This window comes from Candidatus Nitronauta litoralis (genome assembly GCA_015698285.1).
In the GTDB taxonomy this organism is placed as follows: Bacteria; Nitrospinota; Nitrospinia; order Nitrospinales; family Nitrospinaceae; genus Nitronauta; species Nitronauta litoralis.
This window is the reverse complement of the sequence record CP048685.1, coordinates 3344478-3367335: the sequence shown is the minus strand read 5'-3', so window position 1 is coordinate 3367335 and position 22858 is coordinate 3344478. Positions and strand designations below refer to the sequence as shown.

At 43.2% G+C, this 22858-nt stretch carries 22 protein-coding genes; 13 read left to right on the top strand and 9 right to left on the bottom strand.

Going from position 1 to position 22858, the window contains the following annotated elements:
- The first annotated feature begins 3 nt into the window (after positions 1-3).
- From G3M70_15350 to G3M70_15340, 3 genes are read left to right on the top strand one after another with little or no spacing between them, the layout of a single operon-like run.
- The gene (locus G3M70_15350) at positions 4-876 is read left to right on the top strand and encodes a tetratricopeptide repeat protein (GenBank protein QPJ63175.1); all 873 of its coding nucleotides are present in this window, start codon (positions 4-6) and stop codon (positions 874-876) included.
- On the top strand, positions 873-2663 hold the full coding sequence (locus tag G3M70_15345) for a protein BatD (protein QPJ63174.1): 1791 nt from the start codon (positions 873-875) through the stop codon (positions 2661-2663). Before G3M70_15350 ends, G3M70_15345 begins: the two co-directional genes overlap by 4 nt.
- Positions 2660-3403, top strand: coding sequence for a tetratricopeptide repeat protein (locus G3M70_15340; GenBank protein QPJ63173.1), 744 nt, complete (start codon positions 2660-2662; stop codon positions 3401-3403). The genes G3M70_15345 and G3M70_15340 overlap by 4 nt, the downstream gene beginning before the upstream one ends.
- Positions 3404-3419: 16 nt before the next feature.
- On the opposite strand, the gene G3M70_15335 is transcribed toward G3M70_15340, so the two are convergent.
- The 4 genes from G3M70_15335 to G3M70_15320 all read right to left on the bottom strand — a co-directional run bounded on the left by G3M70_15335 (position 3420) and on the right by G3M70_15320 (position 6879).
- Positions 3420-3839, bottom strand: coding sequence for a helix-turn-helix domain-containing protein (locus tag G3M70_15335; GenBank protein QPJ63172.1), 420 nt, complete (start codon positions 3837-3839; stop codon positions 3420-3422).
- Positions 3840-4025: 186 nt separating this feature from the next.
- On the bottom strand, positions 4026-4745 hold the full coding sequence (locus G3M70_15330) for a response regulator transcription factor (GenBank protein QPJ63171.1): 720 nt from the start codon (positions 4743-4745) through the stop codon (positions 4026-4028).
- 9 nt (positions 4746-4754) lie between these two features.
- A complete protein-coding gene (locus G3M70_15325) occupies positions 4755-5411 on the bottom strand; it encodes a hypothetical protein (protein QPJ63170.1) in 657 nt (218 codons plus the stop codon).
- Positions 5398-6879 (bottom strand): AmpG family muropeptide MFS transporter, encoded by a 1482-nt coding sequence (locus tag G3M70_15320; GenBank protein QPJ63169.1) that lies wholly within the window; start codon positions 6877-6879, stop codon positions 5398-5400. Before G3M70_15320 ends, G3M70_15325 begins: the two co-directional genes overlap by 14 nt.
- 188 nt (positions 6880-7067) lie before the next feature.
- Here G3M70_15320 and G3M70_15315 point away from each other — a divergent pair, with 188 nt between their 5' ends.
- From G3M70_15315 to G3M70_15300, 4 genes are all read left to right on the top strand, one after another.
- On the top strand, positions 7068-8642 hold the full coding sequence (locus G3M70_15315; GenBank protein ID QPJ63168.1) for an OmpA family protein: 1575 nt from the start codon (positions 7068-7070) through the stop codon (positions 8640-8642).
- A 181-nt stretch (positions 8643-8823) separates the two neighbouring features.
- Complete coding sequence (locus G3M70_15310; protein ID QPJ63167.1) at positions 8824-10905, top strand: adenylate cyclase; 2082 nt, start codon at positions 8824-8826, stop codon at positions 10903-10905.
- Between the two features lie 34 nt (positions 10906-10939).
- A complete protein-coding gene (locus tag G3M70_15305) occupies positions 10940-11764 on the top strand; it encodes a biopolymer transporter ExbB (protein QPJ63166.1) in 825 nt (274 codons plus the stop codon).
- On the top strand, positions 11764-12615 hold the full coding sequence (locus G3M70_15300) for a pentapeptide repeat-containing protein (protein ID QPJ63165.1): 852 nt from the start codon (positions 11764-11766) through the stop codon (positions 12613-12615). Before G3M70_15305 ends, G3M70_15300 begins: the two co-directional genes overlap by 1 nt.
- 19 nt (positions 12616-12634) lie before the next feature.
- Here G3M70_15300 and G3M70_15295 read toward each other — a convergent pair whose 3' ends face one another.
- Together G3M70_15295 and G3M70_15290 are read right to left on the bottom strand one after the other, a co-directional pair.
- Positions 12635-13465, bottom strand: a complete 831-nt coding sequence (locus G3M70_15295) for a formylglycine-generating enzyme family protein (protein QPJ63840.1) — start codon at positions 13463-13465, stop codon at positions 12635-12637.
- 72 nt (positions 13466-13537) lie between these two features.
- On the bottom strand, positions 13538-13834 hold the full coding sequence (locus tag G3M70_15290) for a hypothetical protein (GenBank protein ID QPJ63164.1): 297 nt from the start codon (positions 13832-13834) through the stop codon (positions 13538-13540).
- A gap of 264 nt (positions 13835-14098) precedes the next feature.
- Between G3M70_15290 and G3M70_15285 the strand changes: the two genes are divergently transcribed.
- Positions 14099-14572, top strand: coding sequence for a DUF1566 domain-containing protein (locus G3M70_15285; protein ID QPJ63163.1), 474 nt, complete (start codon positions 14099-14101; stop codon positions 14570-14572).
- A 68-nt stretch (positions 14573-14640) separates the two neighbouring features.
- Positions 14641-15801 carry an alanine racemase gene (alr, locus tag G3M70_15280; protein QPJ63839.1) on the top strand — a complete coding sequence of 387 codons (1161 nt, stop codon included), beginning with the start codon at positions 14641-14643 and terminating at the stop codon, positions 15799-15801.
- A 9-nt stretch (positions 15802-15810) separates the two neighbouring features.
- Here alr and G3M70_15275 read toward each other — a convergent pair whose 3' ends face one another.
- On the bottom strand, positions 15811-16728 hold the full coding sequence (locus tag G3M70_15275) for a dihydroorotate dehydrogenase (protein ID QPJ63162.1): 918 nt from the start codon (positions 16726-16728) through the stop codon (positions 15811-15813).
- Between the two features lie 270 nt (positions 16729-16998).
- Here G3M70_15275 and G3M70_15270 point away from each other — a divergent pair, with 270 nt between their 5' ends.
- From G3M70_15270 to G3M70_15260, 3 genes are all read left to right on the top strand, one after another.
- Positions 16999-17859: an SPOR domain-containing protein gene (locus tag G3M70_15270; protein QPJ63161.1), complete on the top strand. Its 861-nt coding sequence runs from the start codon at positions 16999-17001 to the stop codon at positions 17857-17859.
- Between the two features lie 182 nt (positions 17860-18041).
- A complete protein-coding gene (locus G3M70_15265; protein QPJ63160.1) occupies positions 18042-18344 on the top strand; it encodes a hypothetical protein in 303 nt (100 codons plus the stop codon).
- 231 nt (positions 18345-18575) lie between these two features.
- The gene (locus tag G3M70_15260; protein ID QPJ63159.1) at positions 18576-19517 is read left to right on the top strand and encodes a calcium/sodium antiporter; all 942 of its coding nucleotides are present in this window, start codon (positions 18576-18578) and stop codon (positions 19515-19517) included.
- 2 nt (positions 19518-19519) lie between these two features.
- Here G3M70_15260 and G3M70_15255 read toward each other — a convergent pair whose 3' ends face one another.
- Positions 19520-21544 carry a tetratricopeptide repeat protein gene (locus G3M70_15255; GenBank protein ID QPJ63158.1) on the bottom strand — a complete coding sequence of 675 codons (2025 nt, stop codon included), beginning with the start codon at positions 21542-21544 and terminating at the stop codon, positions 19520-19522.
- Positions 21545-21735: 191 nt separating this feature from the next.
- Between G3M70_15255 and rph the strand changes: the two genes are divergently transcribed.
- Entirely contained in the window at positions 21736-22458 is a 723-nt protein-coding gene (gene rph, locus G3M70_15250) for a ribonuclease PH (GenBank protein ID QPJ63157.1), read from the top strand.
- Between the two features lie 43 nt (positions 22459-22501).
- On the opposite strand, the gene G3M70_15245 is transcribed toward rph, so the two are convergent.
- On the bottom strand, positions 22502-22819 hold the full coding sequence (locus G3M70_15245; GenBank protein QPJ63156.1) for a hypothetical protein: 318 nt from the start codon (positions 22817-22819) through the stop codon (positions 22502-22504).
- Positions 22820-22858 lie beyond the last annotated feature (39 nt).

Below are 22858 nucleotides of genomic sequence, written 5' to 3'. Positions count from 1 at the left end.
CAAATGATTTCTATTCGGAATACAACACGGTGGGCTCTGGTCGCTATTGGTCTGTTAAGTTTCGTATGGAGCAATGCATACGGAAGTCCGTTTGGTTCAGAGGCTCAAGACGGGATTGACCTTTACAACCAGGAGGATTATGCAAAGGCTCTGAAAAGCTTTGAGGCAGCCCGGTTAACAGATCCAGAAAATGGTAATGTGCTTTACAACCTCGCAAACACCCACTACAAGCTTGGAAATTTTGATCATGCACTCAAGGCACTGGAAGAGGCAGAGTCCGTTTTAGACGACCCTGCCATGAAGCAGAAAACACACTACAATCGTGGCAATGCCTATTACCGAATGGGAGACGTGGAACGGGCAATAGAATCCTACAAGAAAGCTTTGGAATTGGACCCCAGTGATACAGACGCCAAGTTCAACCTGGAATATGCACGAAAGCAATATGAACGGGCTAAGCAGGCCAACCGGATGGCTCCCAGGGGTAATGACAAAACGGAGAAAGACAATGAAAATGGAATGAACCCGGCTCATCAGCAAGACCCAAATGAAAGCAAAGAACAAACAAATGAGACAGGGGAACCACCGGACTCTAACCCGCCCGAGGATGAAAAGGACAGCCAAAAAGCCGAAGTCGATAAACCACAAGATTCGGGCGGAGGAAAACTAAACGAAGAACCTCACTCTCCACCTGCCGGGGAACCTTCTGACGAAGAACAAAAAATGGCCAAGGCCATGCAGGAAATCACCTCAATGAACAAGGATGAGGCTGACCGCTGGTTAAATTCCCTGGATGAGGACCTCAAAAAAATGAGCCGTCGACAGGTGCAGGGCCAAATGAAGGACTTGTTTGTTGAGGGTGGCAAGGACTGGTGAAATTTTCTGCAAAAAACCTGGTAGCCATTTTCTTTTTTGTGCTGCTGGTCATTCTGGGGATGACTTCAAAGTCTCAGGCGACAGTGAGTATATCGGCCACTGTCAATAAAACCCACCTCACATTGGAAGACACCCTTATCCTCTCGGTAAAAATCAACGGAGTAAGGGAATCCGCCGAACCCGTTTTACCTCCCCTCCCCGATTTTCAAATTCAACCACAGGGAACTTCATCATCCATACAGGTAATAAACGGGAAAATGAAGGCAACCCTCACCTTCAAGTATGCTCTTTTCCCAAAGAGAACGGGAACATTTACTATTGGTGCCATTCGGTTGGAGCGCGACGGGAAAAGTTACCAATCCCCCTCCATTACGGTCGATGTTTCTGAAACATCCTCTAATTTACCCGATGGAGAAAAGAACGTTTTTGCAGAGGCAATCGTTTCTAAGTCTACCGCCTACCTTCAAGAGCAAATCAGATTGACCTATCGATTTTACCGAAAGGTCGAGGTCCGAAACCTTTCCCTGGACGCCCCTCTGGAACATTTTCGCAAAATCCCTTTAGGTGAACCTACAGAAACCAGTAGGGTGATAAACGGAGTTCGCTATTATGTGTCGGAAATAAACTATGCCCTCTATCCGTTGCAATCAGGGGTTGTAAAAATCCCGGCTGCCACATTCCAACTGGATGTTGTGAATAGAAATGGTGGAGGCCGCCGACCCTTTGGTTCGAGGCATTTTCCTGGCTCTATCTTTGACGATCCCTTTTTTTCAGGAGGAGCCACTCTCGATCGTAAAATCCTGAGAACCCGAACCATTGATATCAAGGTTCTCCCGTTTCCTGAAAAAAACAAACCCAAAAACTTTCAAAGTTTAGTTGGAGAAATCGCCCTGGATTCCAGGTTAAGTGTAGATTCTCTCAAAGTTGGAGAAACAGCTACCTGGATTCTGACTCTTAAAGGTAGAGGAAACCTGGAAGGTGTTTCTATTGAGGTTCCTGAAAACACGTCTGAATATAAGGTTTACAAAGATCAACCGGTTTTAGATGAAAGGGCTGTTGCTGGTTATATTGAAGCCACTAAATCATTCACCACCGCCCTGGTTCCTATCAAAGAGGGTTCTTTAAAATTACCCAAGGTGAAAATTGGATACTGGGACCCAAAGGAAAATATTTACCGTATGGTTACTACCAAAGATCAGATACTTTCGGTGTCCGGGGGGCAAAGCAACTCTATGAATATTTCTCCTTCAGATAGTTCCCGCGAAATTCGATCACAACCTGCAGTCGGCCCAGGTCTCCTGCCAATCCATACCAGGACAGAATATTTTGATGATCCTGGAAGCTTTACAACATCCAATACATTTAAATTTGCTGCTTTTATAATGCCCATATTGGGTTACCTCATGTTCAGATCCTTTTATGGCAATCGGCTTAGAAAAAAACGTGACCATGTATTTGCAAAAAAGCAGGAAGCTTTTCCAAAAGCAGTTAAAAGGCTTGAAGGACTGGGTAAACAAGGGAAACCTACCAAAGCAAAAGATGTTTCCGCTATTTTCCGGGAATATCTGGGTGACAGGTTTGAATTCCAGGGAACCGCACTAACTCCAGAAGAAGTCGATGATAAATTAAAACATAAAGAACTTTCCGAAAATCATATTGCTGCTGCCCTGAGTCTTCTGGATAAATGTCAGACAGCAGAGTTCACGCCGGATGGTTTACGAGGCAATGATGATTTGGTAGCAGAATCTCTAAGCCTTATCAATACCCTGGAGAAAACAAGGGCATGAAAAATATACTTTTCACCCTATTCTTTCTTTTGTTTTTTGCCAACGGGGTTCAGGCCGGTTCAGGGTTTTTCCAAAAACTTGCACAGACAAACAAACTTTACGAAGAAGGGGATTACAAAAAAGCGGCTACAGGCTACCTGCAATTGTTGGAGGAAAATCCGTCAAACGGACATCTTCATTATAATTTGGGTAATGCTTTTTACCAGAGTAACGAGTACGCCAAGGCTATCTACCATTATCTTCAGTCCAAAAAACAACTCCCTCGCGATGAGGATGTCGAGGCCAATCTTTCAATAACACTCCGAAAAACTGAAGATATCTGGGACGGAAGGAAAAATTCTCCTGCATCAGCCGTTTTATTTTGGTTGAATGATTTTACCCTTGATGAGCATATAAAAGGAATCATTGTATTGAATTTTTTGTTCTGGGTCGTAGCTGTCTTTCATTTTCAGAGAGAAAACGAATCGCTTGGAAAGGTAAAGCAGATCCTTGCAGGTATTCTGATAATTACCTTGCTTTCAACAGGGGCTCGCTGGCATTTGGAAAACTTTGTAGTGAACGCCGTTGTTAGTGAAAAAAGCCTGGACGTTTACTCTGGGGAAGGAGATAAAGACGAAGTGGCCCTTCAACTGCATGAGGGAGCAGTTTTGCCAGTCTTGGATAGAAAGGGAGAGTGGGTCGAACTGGAACTTCCAAACGGTAAAAACGGGTGGGTTCCCAGTAGTTCTGTGTTGATTTGAACCCACCCTTTTCAAGTCAGCCAGAAACGTCTAACTCAACCCCACTTAAAAAACCTTTTAACATAGCTTTTTGAGATGAAGTGCCCCTTTTATAAACTTCAACAAGGCGATTTACCGTTTTCCTCAGGTCCTTATCCTGCATCATTTGCATAAAAGCCGCTTCATGGGAAGTGTCTATTTCAATATTGCGGTCCTTTACAGTGATCGGCCCGGTCCCTGTTAACAGCCAGTAAATATTCAAGTCCGTCCGAATACAGAGGCCCGTGAGAGTTCCGGCCGAGGGAAGCGATTTATCATTTTCCAGGTCAGAAAGCGACCCTTGAGAAACACCGATTAATTCCGCTAAATCAACAAGGCGTAGCATATTGGAATGTCTCCACATTCTTAGCCTTGCTCCTACGGAATCGATTTTCGGTGAGTTATTTGTTTCTGTCATTACATCCTCCATGACCATATCCATTGGGTGATTCTCCCATATCAGATTTATGATGTTGTCAGAATACTGACTAAATTTGAAGAAAATATGTTGATTAAGTTACAATTTTGTCACAACCGAAATTTTTTTCTCGATTAAGATAGGTAGAAGCAACTTGGGGAGTATTGGAGATAACTTTCAAAAGAGTTATTGGTCTTCCAGGTGAAACCTGTATCCAATGCCTCGAACTGTTTCAATGTACCGTCCTGCGTTCTGTAATTTATTTCTTAACCGTTGAATGTGGGTGTCTACTGTTCTTGAAAAAATTTCTTCGGTATGGTCCCAGATTTTGTCCAATAGGGAATCCCGACTTTTCACCCTACCAGGAACTTCCAGTAACTCCGAAAGTAAACGAAACTCTGTGAGGGTAAGGGATACGGGACGGTCATCTACCCAGACCTGATAGTTTTCAAAATTCACCTGTAGTTCTCCAAGACTCAGAGTTTTTTCCCGTGGATTGCGCCCATACACTCGCCAGAGTATTCCTTTTATCCTGAGGAGCAGTTCTTTCGCGTTGTAAGGTTTCAAAACATAATCATCGGCACCGGTTTCAAGTCCATTGATTCTGTCTATTTCCATATCCCGTCCAGAGAGAAAAATAACAGGGAGGTGTGAAAACTTTTTATCCTTGCGCAACATTTCACAAACCTCCAACCCGTTCAGGCATGGCATGTTTACATCCAGTATTACCAGGTCTGGGTTTTCATTTTTAATGAGCTGTAATCCTTCCTCCCCATTACAGGCCACAGACAAATGCAATCCATCGCCACGAATATCCTCCACAAGAGATTCTAGAATCTCAGGATCATCGTCAACTGCAATAATGGAAAACTCTCTTCTGCTTGCCAGGTTGCTGGTACCTATCATGACTGTTAATTAAAATCCATGAAGTTTAAAAAAATGAACAGCGTCTTTGGCTATCCAATTGGAATGAGATAATAACCCATGATCGGATTTAAGCTCCACCAATTCCGCACGGAAATTTTTTTGGACATAATTTCTCGATTCTTCGATCGGGACAACATCATCCAACATTCCATGAACCAACCGGGATGAAATCTGTCTTCCCAAATTGATTTGCTCCCAACGCTTGGCATCACAAAAAATTTCACTGCTTAAATCCATCACTTTATTGTAACGAAAATTAAAAACCTGAATCAAGCTTGGAATTCTTACTCTATGGGGATATTCAAATCCGAGCCGTCTTTGCCACCGTTTTACAAAGTTTATTCCCGGACACATTAAAAACAAGGTCGTTACCAGAGGTTGAGTTTCTGCCGTCAGCAAAGCCAAATAACCTCCCATACTGCTTCCAATAACCCCATATTTCGAAGAAGGATTTTGATAAATAACATTGCGGATAATATTCATCTGGCTACTAATGGTTAAATTCCTAAAACTTCCTCCTTCCAAATCAGGAATAATCAAATTTATTCCATGTCGGGAAAACTCTTTACGGAATAAAACTGCCTTGTTGGATTGCGGACCAGATGAAAACCCGTGCAAATATAAAATAGTACTATCCGCTTCCACGATTTTCTCCTTCGGACCAGGCCAACATTTTTTTCACCCAGGGAAGAAAAAAGTAAGCGGGGAAAGCCAGAAAAAAGGTCAAAAGAAAATAGGGAGCGTATCCCATCGCATGAGCGCCAAATCCGCCAGCCCAGCCTGCTACTGAACGGCTAAAAGCAAAAATTGATGAAAGCAATGCATACTCTGCAGCTGATCTACGCTGATTGACAATGGCCATCAGGAACGCAAGGAAAGCAGCGGATCCAAGGCCGCCTGTAAATGACTCGAGTACACTAGCGCTGTACATTAATATTTTTGAATCGGCTGTTAACGGTATTCCCGATTCAGCCAGGGGAATGACAGAAGCAACGTAAGCGTATCCAAGATTAGACAAAGCCTGCCACAACCCCAGAACCCAAATCGCTTTGAATATTCCAGCGCGGTCCGTATACCACCCCCCTACCAGCCCACCAGCAATTGAAAGTCCAAGCCCTATTTGAACAGAAACCAGCCCGATTTGTGATGCAGAAAAACCGGTATCCACCCAAAAAGGTTTCACCATAAATCCCATAGAGGTGTCTGCCAGTTTAAAGATAAGTATAAAAATAATGATGGGAATAATATACGGCCGCTGTAATAACTCAAAAATTGCGCCAAAGACAGGTCCTTCCTTGAGTCGGGCTTTGGTTTCATTGTCTGTTCGTTTAGCTGAAGAGGAATAAAAAATTACTGCAGCCCCATATAGAACCCCTCCGGACAACAACAGAAATGGCCAAAGATAAGGGCTTGAACTCAGAATCCCGGTTTTCAAATCCACGAGTCGAAGAACACCAAGAAAAATGAAGTACACTCCAAGTACGGCCATTGGATGACTTGCAAGGTTTTTCCATTCCTGCCTTACGGAGATCGAGGATCGCGTATTGATTTGCTTTTCATCTGGAGCAAACAAACAAATCATTCCACAACATGCCAGGATTCCAGCCCCCGCCATGTAAGTTGCTGCCCACCCAAGCCAGTCGCTTAGAATTAAAATAAAACCGGCTGCCAACATTCCCACTCTATAAAATCCGTTGCGGAGCCCATTTGCCATTCCCAGCTCCTTTTTCTCAAGCATCTCGATGGTGTATGCATCAATGGCAATATCACTGGTGGCCGAAAACAAGGTGAAAAGACCTATTGCAACCCAAACCCAGGGTCCAAAATCCACCCAAAGTGCAAAAAGAAGAAGCACCCCTCCCATGAGCATATCCATACCAAAAATCCATTTTCGGTGGTGACGAAAATAATCGATGGCTGGAGCCCATAAAAATTTAATGGTCCATGACAAACCCAGTAAACTCATAAACCCTATTTTCCAAAGATCAACGCCTTGTTGTCGGAAGTGGACGGGAAAAACATCGTAAAAAACCCCCAGAGGAAAGCCCTCGGCAAAATAAAAAATGCCTATCCAAAAAAATTTTGACTTTAACAAGGGAGGTTGGTTTTTCAAGAAACGCGCCGAAAAAGGTGGGTTCGGAGGTATGAGACCTTCAACTGGCCTCAGGAAAAAGAGGATTTATAGGCCTGAATGGGATTATCTGGCAGGCCAATTGAAACAATATACCTTTCACCAGTTGATTTTAATATAATTATCTTAACCTTTCCAACCGTTATGTAAGGAACGGGATAAGAATACATATGGAAACTTCAGATAACATACAGCTTGTCAAAGAACAGCTAAAGATCAAATCGAATGAGCTGAAAAAGCAGGAAAAGGAAAAATCCCAGCTCAACGAAAAGATCCAGGCCATTCTGACCCTGAATCGAAAAAAGATTCAGGAAATGCACAAGGAGATCGAAGCCAAAGATGAGCAAATCCGGGAAGCCCAGTCGCAAGCCTGGGCGGCCAGGTTGGCTCGTCATTCCGGGATCAAGGATTCATTAAAGGAAATTGAAGAACCCACTCAGGAGATTGTCGATCAAGACCCGGTTCTACAGGATAAATTTGAAAGATTGAAGGAACGAGAGGCACATTTAAAGGAGCGTATTCAGGAAGAAAAACAGGTTAATGAAAAAAACCAAAAGGACAAATCCCTTCTTTTGAAAGAACTCAAACGCCTACGTAAAGACCAGGAAAAGTTTGAAACTCTTAATGATGAGATTGAGCAATTAAAAGAGGATTTGAATAAACGGTCCGGAAAACCCACCAAAGAAATTGAAAGATTGCTGCGGGAAAAAGATGACCTAATAGAAAACTATGAAAAGATGCTCTACGGAAGTGTCGAGCCAGGTGAAGAAGGTATGCTTCCTTCCGAAATCATACTGGATCTCAAAATGGAGATTAACGATCTACTAGAAGAACGAAAAAAAATGGTCTCGGACCTGGACAAACTTCAGGATTATATTGCTCAGTTAGAAATGAAAGTTTCTTTGAATGAAGAAAAAGATGCTTCAGAAAAAATGGAGCATCGAATGGGGGTTGAGAGCCGGGCGCAGGCCACCGCTGAGTTTTCCTCAGGTCTGGAAGGATTTTTGATTACCTATTCAGATATGATCACATTATTGTTGGCTGTGTTCATCCTAATGGTGTCGGTTTCACGTATTGATGCGCAAAAATTGTTCGATGTTACATCCTCCTGGCAAGACAGAAAAATACGAGTCGATAAAAAAAACTTTTATCTGACTCAAAAAGAATGGGAGATGTTGAATTGGATAAAAAAAGAATCCGAGAAGCATCAAGCCCGATACGAAACTTTTATTCCAGGAAACCGGGCAACCATACATATCGCTCTGAAGTCAGATGAGTTCTTTTCCCCAGGCTCGGCAACCCTTGTTAGTGGTGCTGAAGAAAAAATCATTGAATCGATTGGTGACCGGTATCTCGAAGGTCTTAAGGAAGTTATGGTTCAAGGGCACACTGATGATGTGCCGCTTCGTGGTGGTGGAGTTTATGCCTCCAATTGGGAACTCTCGGCCGCGCGGGCAGCTCGTGTTGCAAGAGTAATGATCGACAGACTCAAACTTCCCCCCGAAAAAATGTCTGTCACAGGGTTCGGGGAATTTCGCCCCAAAATGGACAATTCCAAAGGAGATGATGCCCGAGCTCATAACCGCAGAGTGGAAGTAGTTTTAGTTAAAGATAAAGATGTTGTTGAAGAAGAGTCCAATAAACAGGGGCTTAAAATTGGTTCAGAGCGGATAAAGAAAGCGAGTAGTGCCTTTGGAAAATCTCCCTCCGAAATAAAAGAAATGGAGGCTTCCGGAAAAAATTAACTTTTACCCGGTTTTTTGGACTCAAAATTTTAAATTGTTGGTTTTCTCTATCCTCCCTTATACTTAAAAAGACCCCGTTAAAACTCCCAAACGGCGGCAAAATAAAAGAGCCTGAATACTCACAACGCGAGGTCGGAACTTAATCCCGGTTTTTTTAAATTGTAATTTTTGCGGAACCAATATGACTGCAGACAAATCAAGATTTATAAATGAATTGTTTAACAATCGGCAGTTATTTATTCGTTACAATCGTTTCAAACTCGATCGCATAAATGAAATCCTTGCATTCAAGGATAGACGGGTTTTCACCCTGATTCCAAGGTTGCTTCACTCCAATCAGGAGGGGTTGCCTGGCTATATTCCTGGAGATATTCCTCAAGGAATATCCAATTACGTATTGACCCCAGAGATACTATTCACTGCCGAAGAGCTCTTCCCCGATGTCGTCATCCGGAGAAATATTGAGCTAAATCCCTTTATTGAGACGGTTCTTTTAATGGGGAGTATCGGCTCAATCGCCCATACTCAAAAATCAGATCTCGACTACACGCTTTTAGTCCACAAAGATAATGTCTCGTCCGAACAGCTGGATCTTTTTTCCAAAAAATTGCGCCTGATTGAAGAATGGGTATGGGAAAACCACCGTCTTGAAATCCACTTTTTTGTAAATGATATTGAGGAGGTTAAACAAAATATTTTTGGGGAAAGTGATAGTGAAAGCACGGGGTCTGCACTGGCTAAATTGTTGAAGGAAGAAATGTATCGTTCTCTAGTTATCATTGCAGGCAAAATACCTTTCTGGTGGATCATGCCCCTGGAAACAACTGATCAGCAATATGACGAGGCCTGTAAAATGATCCGGAACTACCAGACATTGCTCAACCCGGATGAATTTGTGGACATCGGAAATGTGGAAGATATTTCTGAGGGAGAGTTTTTTGGAGGCTCGATCTGGGCCTTGATCAAGTCTTTCAAGTCCCCTTTTAAAACCCTGATAAAGATGGGGCTTTTAGAGGAGTACATGTTCCGGGAAACCCGGTTCAACCTTTTATGCCACGATATTAAGAAAAAGGTGTTTTCCCAGGAATCTTTTGAAGACATAGATCCTTATCTGACACTGTTTTTAAGGTCTGAAGCATATTTTAAAGAAGAAAAAGGATTCAATGAACTGGATGCCCTACGCACTGCTTTTTATATTAAAGTTGGCACCCAGGTTTCAGCGGAAGACCTGGATCGCAGGAGTCGCGATCAGAAAAAAAGAATTTTAATTGACCTTATTAAAAAATGGGACTGGCCGGGGTCTAGATTGGATCATTTGAATAAATACATTGATTGGCAAATGATGCAAAAGGTTGCTCTTGGAGACAGAATCAATAAGATTCTTATGAGTTCTTACAAAATGATCTCGGAGAAAAACAAATCACTGGGCGAAGGCAAAACCCTCATAACCGAACGAGACACACATCTTTTGGGTCGAAAGTTATTCAGCTTTTTCAACAAATCCAATCATAAAGTTGAAAGTCTGTTTGCCCTCATTGATGGGGAAACGGGCGAAAAAGAACTCACTTTTCTTTTTCACCAGAAAGATCCAAGGGAAAAAGGCGAATGGTATCTTATCCGTGGAAAATCAAAAGCCTTTCTTGAGCAAATTCCAAAAGAAAACATCATCAAGAAAGCCTCCACCCTCCCCTTTTTATTAGCCTTCACTTGTTTTAATAATTTGTTTCGACCAGATTCGAACCTTCTCCTCAGATCTGAGCACCATCAATCTATCAAGGAATATGATTTGCGGTGTATTCTCCAGGAATTATCCAACTTTCTGTCTCAAGTCGATGTAGCCAATATCCCCAATGAACAATTGCTGATGGATGCTCATGTCGAGCAGCTTTATATGATTCTCGATTTTGGGAATCCCCTTCCTGCAGAAGTCCTGAAGGGGAGTATCAAGGAATGCCAGACTTCCGCACAATACAGTGAATTTATTAATTTGAGGGTTGGACGACTTCGGGCAGTTACAGTGATTTATCTCACCTCCTGGGGCGAACTGTTCTGTAAAACCTTTGGAGGGCTGAATTGCATGCACCGGGCTGTTGCAGAGCTTGGCCCGCAAGTTACGGAAACAGAAGCAGATAAGGAAGATTTTCTTAAGGTTTTTATCCCGGGAAGCCGCAGAGATGTAATGAGCCTCTCCTGGCTAAATGGTTATATTTTAAAGTCTCTAAGAGTTAGAACACGTGATCGCTCTGCCGGGGTAAAATCATGACTGGATCCAACTGGAACGGGAATAACAAAGTTAAATGGCAACTGCCGTAAAAACACAAGAAGAACTCAGGCAACAGGCTATCGATGCCACTCCACAACAGAATGTTGTGGATATGGGGACGATTCTGGGAACTCTGTGCGGATTCCTTTTGATCTTTGGGGCCATCCTTTATCAGGGGGAAGTTGGGTTGTTCTGGAGTATCCCCTCTGGTTTGATTGTCTTTGGGGGAACTGTAACCACGGCATTTATTGCTTTCCCTTCCCAAAAAATTCTGGGAATGATCCCGGTTATCATCAATGCCTATAAACCGGATGTTCACAAACCGGCGGATTATGTTGACGTAATTATGGCGCTTTCGTCGAAATACCGCACTGGTGGAATGAAGCGACTTGAATCCGAAGAGGAATTTCTTAACAACCGGTTTTTACGGTCCGGGGTTTCCATGATTGTTGATGGTTACAATTCAAGGGAGATCCAGGAAATCATGGAGCGCGAGATGCAGGCCCTCGTAGAAAGGCACAATAGTGGTCAGAAAATCCTGAGGTTCATGGCGGTCCAGTCACCCGTGTTTGGAATGGCTGGAACTCTTATCGGGTTGATTCAAATGCTGTCCCAACTTGAAGACCCAAGCCAGATTGGTTCTGGCCTGGCTACCGCACTGATCACGACATTTTACGGGATCATGCTGGCCAACCTTATCATCATTCCACTTGTGGCCAAATTGAATACCCGCACTGAAAATGAAACAACACTTTTAAAAGCGATTCGAGTAGGCGTAATGGGAATTCATGATCGTGTCAATCCACAAAAAATCCGCAGAAGCATGAATGCTTTGCTGCCCCCGGATAGTCAAAAGTAATGTCACAGGTTGAAGAAGTTTTAAATCAAGCGTTGAAAAATCCCACACAGGATGGGATAAACCTTCATGAATACGATTTAACTGGAATCAGCCTGAACGGAACTTCCTTTATTTTTGCAGTCCTGAATGAAGTTACTTTCGATAACGCCGAATTGACCGATATCAATTTTTCAGAAGCCAATCTTGAAAAATCAACCTTTCGAAATGCCCGCCTCAAGAATGTAAATTTTGCCAATACCAATCTTCAGGAATCCAACTTTGAAGATGCCATGCTGGTGAATTGCACCTTTCGTAATTCCAGCCTTCAGAATTCAGTATTTTCCGGAGGGACTATTAGAGGATGTGAATTCCGAGGATGCAACCTAAATCATTCAAACCTTTACCATTCAAAAATCATTGAATCCGACTTTGGTTTTGCACGAATGATGTACGCCTTTGCCAAATCAATTGAAGTAGAGAAATGTCAAATGACCGGACTCAATGCCCGCGGTTCCGATTTCAGTTTTTCTAAAATGGAGAATATCGATCTGAAAGGTGCGATTCTTAAATATTCAGATTTCAATTCCAGCACACTCACCAATGCTGATCTTTCAAATGCCGTTTTGGTTGGATGCGAATTTAAAGATGTTTTTTGCAAAGAGGCAATTATGGTGGAAACCAATCTGGAGGGTGCCGATATGACTTACGCTAATCTCGAAGGAGCAAACTTGGAAAATGCATTTTTACTGGAAAGCAACCTGCACGGAACTGACCTCTCTAAAACCAATCTGAAAAATGCTTATCTTGTAGATTCAAACCATTCTAAAGCGAATACAAAAGGAGCAGATATCAAAAATACTATATTCGATTGAATAGCCCTTAATATACAGATTACTCGTCTCCATCCATCAAACGTTTTATGTCCTTAACACATCTGAAACCGACGTTTTCATAGAACTCATCCGGATCAGCCTCTGTTCGATGGAAAACAAATCGATAAGCATCAAGAAAATAGTGCCCCCCTTTTTGAAATCCATTGCCTCTCAATACTTTTAAACGTTGCCCCATTTTTTTATTGCGGTAGTCACTTCCCGAATATGGAAGATACCAGCTCAGAGTCCATTCCATAACATTTCCCCCCATATCCATGGCACCGTAAGGGCTTATGTCTTTTGGATAACTACCCACTTTGGCTGAGTCTTTTCGACCTTCCAGTCCTATGTTGGAAACCCCTTTTTTATAATCATTGCCCCATGGGTAAAGACGTCCATCCTCTCCTCTGGCAGCTTTTTCCCATTGTTGTTCTGTGGGGAGGGTCTTCCCAGCCCATAGGGCATAAGCCATCGCTTCTCCCCAGGAAACATTGGTCACCGGGCGATCCGCAAGTTCAGGAGGATAATTGTCTCCCTGCCAGTTAGAGGGGCGGTCATGGTACAGGGTTTCATCAATAAACTTTTTATACTCCCGGTTGGTCACTTCGTACTTATCTATATAAAATGCATCCAGATGGATTTTTTGTTTTGGTTTTTGATCAAGATAAAGTGGTTTTACTGTACCGATTTTGAGGTGAGTGTCCTCAGTATCAACTTTGTCGGTTCCCATCCAGAATTCTCCGGCAGGGACCAGTACCATTTCTTTCCCATCCTTCTTAAAAACTGTAGAGGTTGGGAAATCCCTGCTGTTTTTATTTTTTCCTTCGGGAGAACAGCCGGAGAAAACCATAAACTGAATTGCAAAAGTAGCCAGCAACGAAAATTGCAATCGAGTTAACTGTATCAATGGAAATGTACCGTTCTAAAAATCGTCATCATCATCGTCATCGCTTTCTACAATTTCATGTTGTGCATCAACTTCAGCCTGTTCTGCTGCATCCATTAATTCCTTTATTTGCCCAAAACCAGTAGCCATACGCTGCATGTTGATCAAAAGGTTTATCAAATCCTCATCCGGGCATTCCCGAATACCTGCAACCAAGGGTCCACGAGGGTCTTCGCCAAACTCTTCGTCCCATTTATCAAAAGTTAATAGAACCTTATCTTTACAGTGGATCATGTCATAAAAAAAGCTTTGAATTTCTATCTTGGCTGCCATGAGTAGTTCCTGTCAGTTGAAAGATTGATCATTGCCTGAATCCAGCAGTGCGAAAACTATTGATATCATATATCACCTTTACCCGGACAGGCAAAATAGCCAATAAAAATATTTTTCAGTTCTTCTTCCCTGTTTTTGGATAGGGGTGACCCGAATCCTAAATTTGGTTTGAACTTGACAGGTGAGTTAAGGTATTTTAATGGTTTAATGCTGTATCCAGTCCTTCTTAGGACTTTTGAAAAACTTCATCCAGAAATCACATTTATGTCCGAGCGTTTTATCGACAACGAAAACGGTACCATAAGCGATACCAAGTACAAGTTAATGTGGACCAAAGAAGACAGCTATCAGATGAGAGGTCGCTGGTGTAACTGGAGAGGGGCCAATAAATTTGTGGCCTGGCTGAATGAACAAAATTTTGGTGGATTTAATGATTGGCGCCTTCCCAAAAATCAGGAGTGCCGTAATTTGTATGACCATGATTCAAAGAACATGGACTTTAATGATGACATTGTCCACCTTGATTACATATTCCCTGAAGGTTGCGGGTTTACCTATTGGTGCCAGGAAGAAAATGGGATCAACGCCATGGCCTATAATTTCTACAGCGACCGCGGTTATTTGATCCGGAAAACAGCCAAGGATGAATCCAATATGTCCGCTCGTGCCGTTCGCTCCACAGGAAAAGCGAAAGTCGCCAACCGGGTTTCAACATCCGGTCGAAGCCGCAGGGAATAAATCCTGCCGGCAAACTCTATTCTCCTACTTTTTGTGTGAACCCCATTTCGGACCCCATCCTAAACACAATCGAAAACAGTAAAGGCCAGCACAGAGCAACAGTAGCAGAGGTCAACATTCCTGCGCTCAAAAATAACTTTCAAACTTTGCAAAGTCTGCTGAAGCCCGGCGTTGAAACCATGGCAGTGGTGAAGGCCGATGCATACGGTCATGGTGCCTTGCCCTGTGCCCAGGCCCTGGTTGAAGCTGGAGCCCGGTCGCTTGGGGTGGGAGTAGTGGAAGAAGGAGTACAAATTAGAGAGAAAGGTATTAGCGTACCCATCCAGGTGCTTTGTGGAATATTCCCGGAAGAAATCGACGACCTGATTCGTTTCAAACTGACAACAACTCTCAGTACCCTGGAAATGGCTAAAACGCTGGCTATTCGTGCCGAAAAGTTAAATACCCAGGTTGGGGTTCATATCAAGGTAAATACCGGAATGGGGCGCCTGGGCATTCCACCAGAAGAGGCAACAGATTTTATTGAACAGGTACGCTCACTAAAGACCCTTCGTATCGATTCATTATTCACTCATTTTTCAACAGCAGATGAGCATGATCCTGAATATTCGCAAAAGCAATTAAAGCTTTTTGAGGAGCTAATGACCCGATTGGCTTTCAGGAAAATTTTGATACCGAAGATTCATGCAGCAAACAGCTCTGCCCTTCTTAAATTTCCGGAAAGCCAGTTTGACCTTGTTCGACCCGGAATTCTTCTTTACGGAGCGCTGACTTCTCCCGGTCTTGAGCCCTATAGAAAAGTGCTGGAACAACAATCAACCTCTTTTCAACCTGTGATGCAGTGGAAGACGCGAATTATTAACATAAATGAAGTTCCGAGTGATTCGTCTCTTAGTTATGGCAGGAAATTCACTACAAAAAAACAAAGCAAAATAGCCACTCTGCCTGTGGGGTACGCCGATGGTTTGCAAAGAAACCTTTCGGGAAAAATAGAAGTTCTTGTAAATGGGAAGCGGGCACCCCAAGTGGGCACTATTTGTATGGACCTTTGCCTGGTCGATGTGTCAGATATCCCGGAGCCACGTGAAGGGGATGAGGTTGTTTTGTTTGGGAATCAAGGCAACGAAACCATTCGCATTGAAGAAGTGGCATTGCATGGTAATACGATTCCATATGAAATCATGTGTTGTGTCGGAAAACGAGTGCCCAGAGTTTATACAGTGGAATGATGCCAAGTCTCATGGCTTTAGCTCGTTTAACGACTTGACCCCGTTTTGTTTACACCACTCACGAATACCGTTCACTATTTTGATAGTTACTCCAGGATCAAAAAAATTAGCAGTTCCAACCTGCACAGCGCTAGCCCCAGCCACCAAAAACTGCAAGGCATCTTCCGCCGTGCGAATACCCCCAATCCCAAAAACAGGTATCTTCACTGCGCGAGTTGTCTGATAAACCATCTGCAAGGAAATTGGTTTTATGGCGGGGCCGGATAAACCACCAGTGCCATTCGCAAGATAAGGCTGTCGGGTCTCCATATCCATCACCATACCAACAAAAGTATTCGTCAGGGACAAGGCATCCGCTCCTGCTTTTTCAGCAGCACGTGCAGTTTCCGTAATATCCGTAACATTCGGGGAGAGTTTAACAATCAGGAATTTTTTTGTTACCGCCCTCACTGCCTCCACGACTTCCTCAACAAGCTCCGGTTTTGAACTGAACTGATGTCCACCTTCTTTAACGTTAGGGCAGGAGATATTCATTTCGAGGGCATCGACCCGTTTCTCATCAGAAAGGGCGCCGGCCATCTCAATATACTCATCTACCGTATTTCCAAAAAAATTGCATATCAGGCGGCATTGATAAGGATGAATAAGAGGAAGCTTGGTCTGGATGAATTTTTCAAGACCAACATTCTCCAGCCCAATGGCGTTGAGCATCCCCGCTTCCGATTCAACAACTCTAGGAACCGGATTACCAAGCCTTGGCTTGAGTGATAGGCCTTTAGTTGAGAATCCACCCAGGGCATTCAAATCGACAAAAGGAGTAAATTCCAGGCCGTATCCAAATGTGCCTGATGCTGCAACCACAGGATTTTCAAGGAAAAGCCCTCCCATATCCACAGAAATGTCTGGGTTTTGTTGAGCCTGGGCCATATAGATCCTGTTCTAACTTTCTATCAAAAAGGTCGAAACTTCTTAAACAACAAATAGTTGTGCTTGACACTTGATTTCTGTGAAAATATAATACCAAAGAAATCAATTAGTTAAAAATTGGTTTCTTTAACACATTAAAATACAAGCATTTAAATACAGAGATGCTAACAAGATTCGAGTCCTACTTTCTAATCCCTTGGAAATCAATTGGTTTTAGCATCAGTCTGAAACTGCCAACAGGATTAACAACCTACACCACTGGGTAAAGCCATGTCCATCAATCTGACCTTAGAAAAACCAGAAGCCAATACCGAAGAACCTGCCGTTCGTTACACCAAGCGCATTGATGACCTGATTGAAGATGCCGAGATTGAGGCGGAAATCGAAGCGGAACGTAAAGTTCGTGCAAAGAACACCAAGATTGTCGCCATCGCGGGCGTGGCTATAAGTTTACTGGTTTTTCTTTACTATGGCATTCAGTCCCAGTCAAATACTTCAAAGTCGGATTCTGTGGCAAACAAAACTCAGATTGCCAAGTTGCCTCCGAAAGCACCAGCGAAACCAATTCCTTTTCCACTAAATGGAGGCACCAAGTTAGACAGCAAGGTTCCAGAAATTAAACCTGTTGCCAAGACGCCTCCACCGGCCCCAAAAAAACCGGAAACCAAACCGACAGTAAAAAATCCTGCAAAAACTACCAAAGCGGTGAAATCCTCGCAAGCCAACCCATCGGTCAAAAACCCACAAATCAGTTTTTCTGAAACGGGCGCAAAAGTAAAAACTAAAAAGAAGGTTGTGGGCACAACTTTGAAAGCCATGAACTTGCCACCAGCGCGAGATCTTAAAGCCCCAGGTTCAAACCTGTCTTCAACATCAAAAGTATCTGCTTCCTCCGGCTATTTTATTCAGATAGGAGCATTTTCCAGAAAAGCCAATGCTGATCGTCTGGCAGGAAAGTTAAAAAAAGCCGGCTTTAATCCCTCCATAGGCACCAAAACGGTAAACAACAAATCCATCAATGTAGTAAAGCTTGGCGGGTTTAATACCTCTTCGCAGGCACAAACGGCCCGGTCTGGTCTGGCGAAAGCGGGGTATAAAAACTCGTTCATTTTTTTCGTTAAAAAGGGTTAATGCCCTACCCCAATTAACGGTTTTGGTGGCAAAAGTTTAAAACGATTTTGCCTGATTTTTTTATATTCTTTCGTTCCACATCTAAGATACTCTGGGTGAAGCGACTTCAGGAAACATGCTTTGGCTATGTCGGCTTCAACCCAGCATGGCTGCGCACAAATTAATTTTAAAAGGAGATTAAAATGCAAAAATCAGGTATTGCAATTGTAACAGCACTCATGGCTATCTTTTTCTTTATTGGGACAGCCGTGGCAGACGATGGTAAACATCCCGGCAAGGGGCACGGAAAAGATAAGGCTCACATGGAAGAAGGAAGCGGTTCTTCTAAAACGGACAAACATGCCGGTGGTTCGGAATATAAAGACGGTCATAAAGGTGAAGGCAGCAGTGGTGAAAAAAATGGTGACCATAAAGGCAAGAAAATGGGACATGATAAGAAAGGCGCAGGCAACATGAAAGAAGGCCATATTGCCAACGCCCATTAGAATCATATTTCAGATTTTTTAGTTATGAATTAACCCTGGAGCTCACAAGAGTTCCAGGGTTTTTTTATTTGCTTTAGATAACCAGTGGTAATTAGTTGTATCACCCGCTAAATTAGATAGGAGTCTCTTTCAATTTTCCATATAACCTGATAGAGTTTCTCGTCAATCAACACACCATCAACCAGCCGCAACGCTCTTTTATTATCTGTTGCGTTATTATTATGACTGCCTATGTGGTTTGACCTTCTCCTCATCCTTTTAGGACTCGGCTTTCTTTATTTCGGTGGGGAGTTTTTGATTTCGGGTAGCATTCAAGTTGCCAAGTTTTTCAAATTATCCCCCTTTACCATTGGCGCCGTTGTGATAGGTTTTGGCACATCGGCTCCCGAACTATGTGTCAGTTTGTTAGCAACCCTACAGGGAGCCCCAGAGGTTTCGCTAGGCAATGTAGTGGGTAGCAACATTGCAAATATCGGGTTGGTTTTAGGAATAACAGCACTTATTGCCCCTGTTACTATTGAGCCGGGACGTCTGAAAAAAGAAACTCCTCCATTATTGTTTGCAACCGGAATGCTTCTGTTTTTTACCTGGAATCAATTTTTAAGCCGGATAGAAGGAGGCATTTTATTCGCCTGCATTGTGGGGTATGTCTTGTTGGCATTGACCGCAAAAGATGGGGGGGATCTGGAGCTCGAAGAGGAATCCAGCTATTTCCCAAGCGCAGGACTTCTCATTCAGGTTGGACTCATCATTGTGGGTTTGGTTGGGCTTGTTCTTGGAGCGCATTGGATGGTACAGGGCGCGGTCAATATTGCCCGATCCTACGGGATCAGTGAATGGCTCATCGGGATCACTATTGTTGCGGTTGGAACCAGCCTTCCCGAGATTGTTTCAGCCACGCTCTCAGCCCTAAAAGGTCACGGGGAAATGGCCCTTGGAAATGTGTTTGGCAGCAATATTTTTAATATCACAATGGTACTGGGGACCGCGTCTCTCATCCAGCCTCTAAATATTGTTTCTCCAATTCAAATGGACCTTGTCTATTGTGCAGGCCTGACCCTTGGACTCATCGCACTTATACGGTTTGGACACAATCTTAAAAAAATTGATGGTTTGTTTTTACTCACTGCGTACGCAGTTTATATCGTTATAAAATCGGTAGGCCAGGCCTGATGCTAACCTGCGGGAACTTTCTCATTTTTGAATTTCCACAATTGTTGCTTGAAATATTTTGAATTCGGGGCAATCTCTAAGGCTTTGGATATCATTTCCACGGCCTGATCTTTTTCACCAGAAGCAAAATAGATTTCTGACAATGTATCCATGTATTCTGGTTTCTTTGGAAACGCTTTTACCGTTTTTTGTGAAAGCGATAATCCCTTTTCCAGGTTAATTCTCTTTTTTGCATACAACCAGGCCAGGCGATTCATTGCCTCGTAAAAATTATCAACCAGATTGATACTTTTCTCGCAATAGCGGATCGCTACCGTGTAATACCCTTTTTTCCTGTAAGCATTACATAGTTCAAACTGGGCCTGGCCATTTTCAGGATCATTTTGAATGAGAGTCGATAACATTTTTACAGCACTATCGTATTGTTTTACTTCTACCAGCGTCTTTGCTTTTTGAAACTTATAATCTGTAGATTTCGAATCCAGTTTTGCCGCTTGATTAATGTGCTTTAATGCTTCTTCATACTTCTCAAGTTGAAAGAGGACCTTACTCAATTCATAATGAGCGGGAGCCAGAAGATCATTGAGTGACAGGGCTGTTTCCAGGGAAAGCCTGGCTTCATCCCATTTTTTAGCAGCCGATTGTAATTTCCCCAAATGAAAATGTCCGTCCGAAAATTTGGGATCCAGCTTGACCGCTTTTAAGAAAGCTGTCTCAGCTCGTTTCGAATCGTTTTGATCCAGGTAAATTTTACCAAGACGGGCTTGGACTCGCGGGTCCTGTGGTTTCAGTTTTTCTGCTAACTGATAAGACACCAGAGATTGATCGAGCGCTCCCGTTTCAAAATACCAGTCTGCCAGCTTTAACTGCGCTTTGAAATTCTGCGGATATAATTCGGTGACTCGCTTGAAGGCTTTTACGGCTTCTTTTTCTTTTCCGGCTTTAATTAACAACTCTCCCTTTAACAAAAAAAGATCCGGGTCATCATCCTTGGCTTTAATTGCATTTGCCACCTGATCCAGGGCAAGGTCGAGTTTTCCCTGCTCCGAGTAAATTTTTGCCAAAGACTGAAATACCCGGAAAAAACCGGGCTTCAGTTTTGCCGCCATTTTCAAATGCTGTATCGCTTCTTCCGTTTTTCCCTCTTTTAGTCTCAATTGCCCCATATCATAAAACGCCAAGTGATTTTGTGGGTCGATATCCAACGCTGCGCGATAAACCTTAACGGCCTCATTGAATTTGCCTTTTGCTGTATAAGCCTTGGCCAGTTTTATGTGGTTGGAGGTTGTTGAAGGCTCGAGCTCTATGGAGCGTTGAAACTGTGTGAGAGCTTCGTTGTATTCTTTCTTTTGAAGATATACATCACCTAAACCAGCATAAACCTTTGAATTATTTCGTGAAATTTTAAGCGCCTTACGAAACTCAGATTCCGCGTCCGAGTACCTTTTCTGGGCAATGAGCGTTTGTCCACGGGTAATGTGAAGGTCAATCGATTCGCCAAAGTAACGCGGATAGTTGTACCAACCCATACCAATCATTGCCAAAATTCCAGCCGCTGCAATGGGACGGGCTAATTTTCGCTTCTTTTTTCGGGTAGCCTTTTCTGGAGGAGAAACCGGAGATAGAGCCTCTGAAGCCTGATCTTCAATAACTTCATGTGAGGTCAAAGTTTCAACCAAAGCTGAGGGGGTAATTGATTTCTCAGGGGTGCCAGCCACTTCCCGCATTTGGCAGCTGCCTTCAAAACGGCACCCTTCTTCAACCACAAGGTGATGGGTCAGGATATCTCCTTCCAGCCGACTGCCACTGGCGAGAGCTACCTTGTGCTCGGCCACAATATTTCCGGAGATCAGACCCAGATTGGTAATATCGTAAGTCTGAATATCTCCCTTGACCCTTCCCTTCTCTCCGATAATCAGATGGTCCGTGGCAATGATCTCGCCATCAATTTCACCTTCGAAATGAACCGTTCCCTTTACCTTGAGAGTACCGACTAATTTAACGTCACTTTGAAAATAGGAGTCCACAAGTTATCCATTAAAATTTCAGGGGAATTCCGCGTACAGTTACCTGAATTATTATAAAGGCAAATAATTGAGTGTGTTAAAAAAAATAGCCTGCAATTGCTACGATTAATTGATTCGACTGTTTCAACCTGCTAAGGTACGCCCCTGATTCTCAATTTATCTGCAAATATCAGCCTTTTGGAGAGTGAAAAATGGAACGTCCAGATAAGCGGGCTTCGGATCAAATGCGACCGGTCAATATTAAGAAAAACGTCAACCGGTACGCCGAAGGTTCCGTACTAATTCAAGTGGGGAACACTCACGTTCAATGCACTGCAAGTGTTGAAGATAAAGTACCCCCATTTCTTAGAGGAAAAGGCCAAGGCTGGGTCACGGCTGAATATTCCATGCTGCCGAGGTCAACTCACACCCGCATGACAAGAGAATCCAGTAAAGGAAAAGTGAGCGGACGTACCCAGGAAATCCAACGGTTGATCGGTCGTTCACTACGAACCGTTGTGGATATGGAAGCATTAGGCGAGAGAACTGTATGGATCGATTGTGACGTATTACAGGCAGATGGTGGTACGCGGACGGCATCAATCACCGGATCATTTGTTGCCCTTTGCCTCGCCTTGAAAGAACTCAAGAAGAAAAAAGTCCTGACCTCGATCCCGATTCGGGATTTCGTCGCCGCTACCAGTGTCGGGATTTACGAAGGCAAACACATTCTGGATCTCAATTATGATGAAGACTCGACCGCCAGTGTTGATTTCAATGTGGTCCGTACAGGAGCGGGAAAATTCATTGAAGTGCAGGGAACAGCAGAGCGCGACCCATTCAGCACCAAGGATCTTAACGCTATGCTGAAACTTGCCGACCAGGGAATCAAGGAATTGATCGAAATGCAGAAAAAAGCGATTGGGGCTCTCTAGGCGAAACTCGTTTAAAATCATGTACTTCTAATTTCGAACTAATTTACGAATCATAATTTCCCGGCTCAAAAAAATAATCAGGTAAAGGATTTGATGGTAACGGTTTTTCAATATGCCCGATAAACAGATCATAATAATTCCCTCCGGGAGTTTTAAAACTCTCATCCTGAAGGATGTCAAAACGGGCCTGACCTACAGGGATTCCTCCAATAGCAACGCTTGGAACGGCAGTAGAAAGAAATTTATTAATTACATTTGCCACTGCTTTGTCACCTTTCAAGGAAAACATCCCATAGTTTATTGGCAATTTATCTACATCTTTGCCCCATATAAAAAAGTAATTTAAGGTTTCATGGAGCATTTCTCGATCCATTGTGTCGGTCAGCTCTTCATAACTCCT

What these genes read in the sequence shown, in the direction of transcription:
- G3M70_15340 (QPJ63173.1), top strand. Translation starts at nt 2,660, where the DNA reads ATGAAAAATATACTTTTCACCCTATTCTTTCTTTTGTTTTTTGCCAAC.
- G3M70_15275 (QPJ63162.1), bottom strand. Translation starts at nt 16,728, where the DNA reads ATGGCCCAGGCTCAACAAAACCCAGACATTTCTGTGGATATGGGAGGG.
- G3M70_15270 (QPJ63161.1), top strand. Translation starts at nt 16,999, where the DNA reads ATGTCCATCAATCTGACCTTAGAAAAACCAGAAGCCAATACCGAAGAA.
- G3M70_15305 (QPJ63166.1), top strand. Translation starts at nt 10,940, where the DNA reads ATGGCAACTGCCGTAAAAACACAAGAAGAACTCAGGCAACAGGCTATC.
- G3M70_15290 (QPJ63164.1), bottom strand. Translation starts at nt 13,834, where the DNA reads ATGGCAGCCAAGATAGAAATTCAAAGCTTTTTTTATGACATGATCCAC.
- G3M70_15295 (QPJ63840.1), bottom strand. Translation starts at nt 13,465, where the DNA reads ATGGTTTTCTCCGGCTGTTCTCCCGAAGGAAAAAATAAAAACAGCAGG.
- G3M70_15300 (QPJ63165.1), top strand. Translation starts at nt 11,764, where the DNA reads ATGTCACAGGTTGAAGAAGTTTTAAATCAAGCGTTGAAAAATCCCACA.
- G3M70_15330 (QPJ63171.1), bottom strand. Translation starts at nt 4,745, where the DNA reads ATGATAGGTACCAGCAACCTGGCAAGCAGAAGAGAGTTTTCCATTATT.
- G3M70_15285 (QPJ63163.1), top strand. Translation starts at nt 14,099, where the DNA reads ATGTCCGAGCGTTTTATCGACAACGAAAACGGTACCATAAGCGATACC.
- G3M70_15265 (QPJ63160.1), top strand. Translation starts at nt 18,042, where the DNA reads ATGCAAAAATCAGGTATTGCAATTGTAACAGCACTCATGGCTATCTTT.
- G3M70_15245 (QPJ63156.1), bottom strand. Translation starts at nt 22,819, where the DNA reads ATGCTCCATGAAACCTTAAATTACTTTTTTATATGGGGCAAAGATGTA.
- G3M70_15315 (QPJ63168.1), top strand. Translation starts at nt 7,068, where the DNA reads ATGGAAACTTCAGATAACATACAGCTTGTCAAAGAACAGCTAAAGATC.
- G3M70_15260 (QPJ63159.1), top strand. Translation starts at nt 18,576, where the DNA reads ATGTGGTTTGACCTTCTCCTCATCCTTTTAGGACTCGGCTTTCTTTAT.
- G3M70_15350 (QPJ63175.1), top strand. Translation starts at nt 4, where the DNA reads ATGATTTCTATTCGGAATACAACACGGTGGGCTCTGGTCGCTATTGGT.
- rph (QPJ63157.1), top strand. Translation starts at nt 21,736, where the DNA reads ATGGAACGTCCAGATAAGCGGGCTTCGGATCAAATGCGACCGGTCAAT.
- G3M70_15335 (QPJ63172.1), bottom strand. Translation starts at nt 3,839, where the DNA reads ATGACAGAAACAAATAACTCACCGAAAATCGATTCCGTAGGAGCAAGG.
- G3M70_15310 (QPJ63167.1), top strand. Translation starts at nt 8,824, where the DNA reads ATGACTGCAGACAAATCAAGATTTATAAATGAATTGTTTAACAATCGG.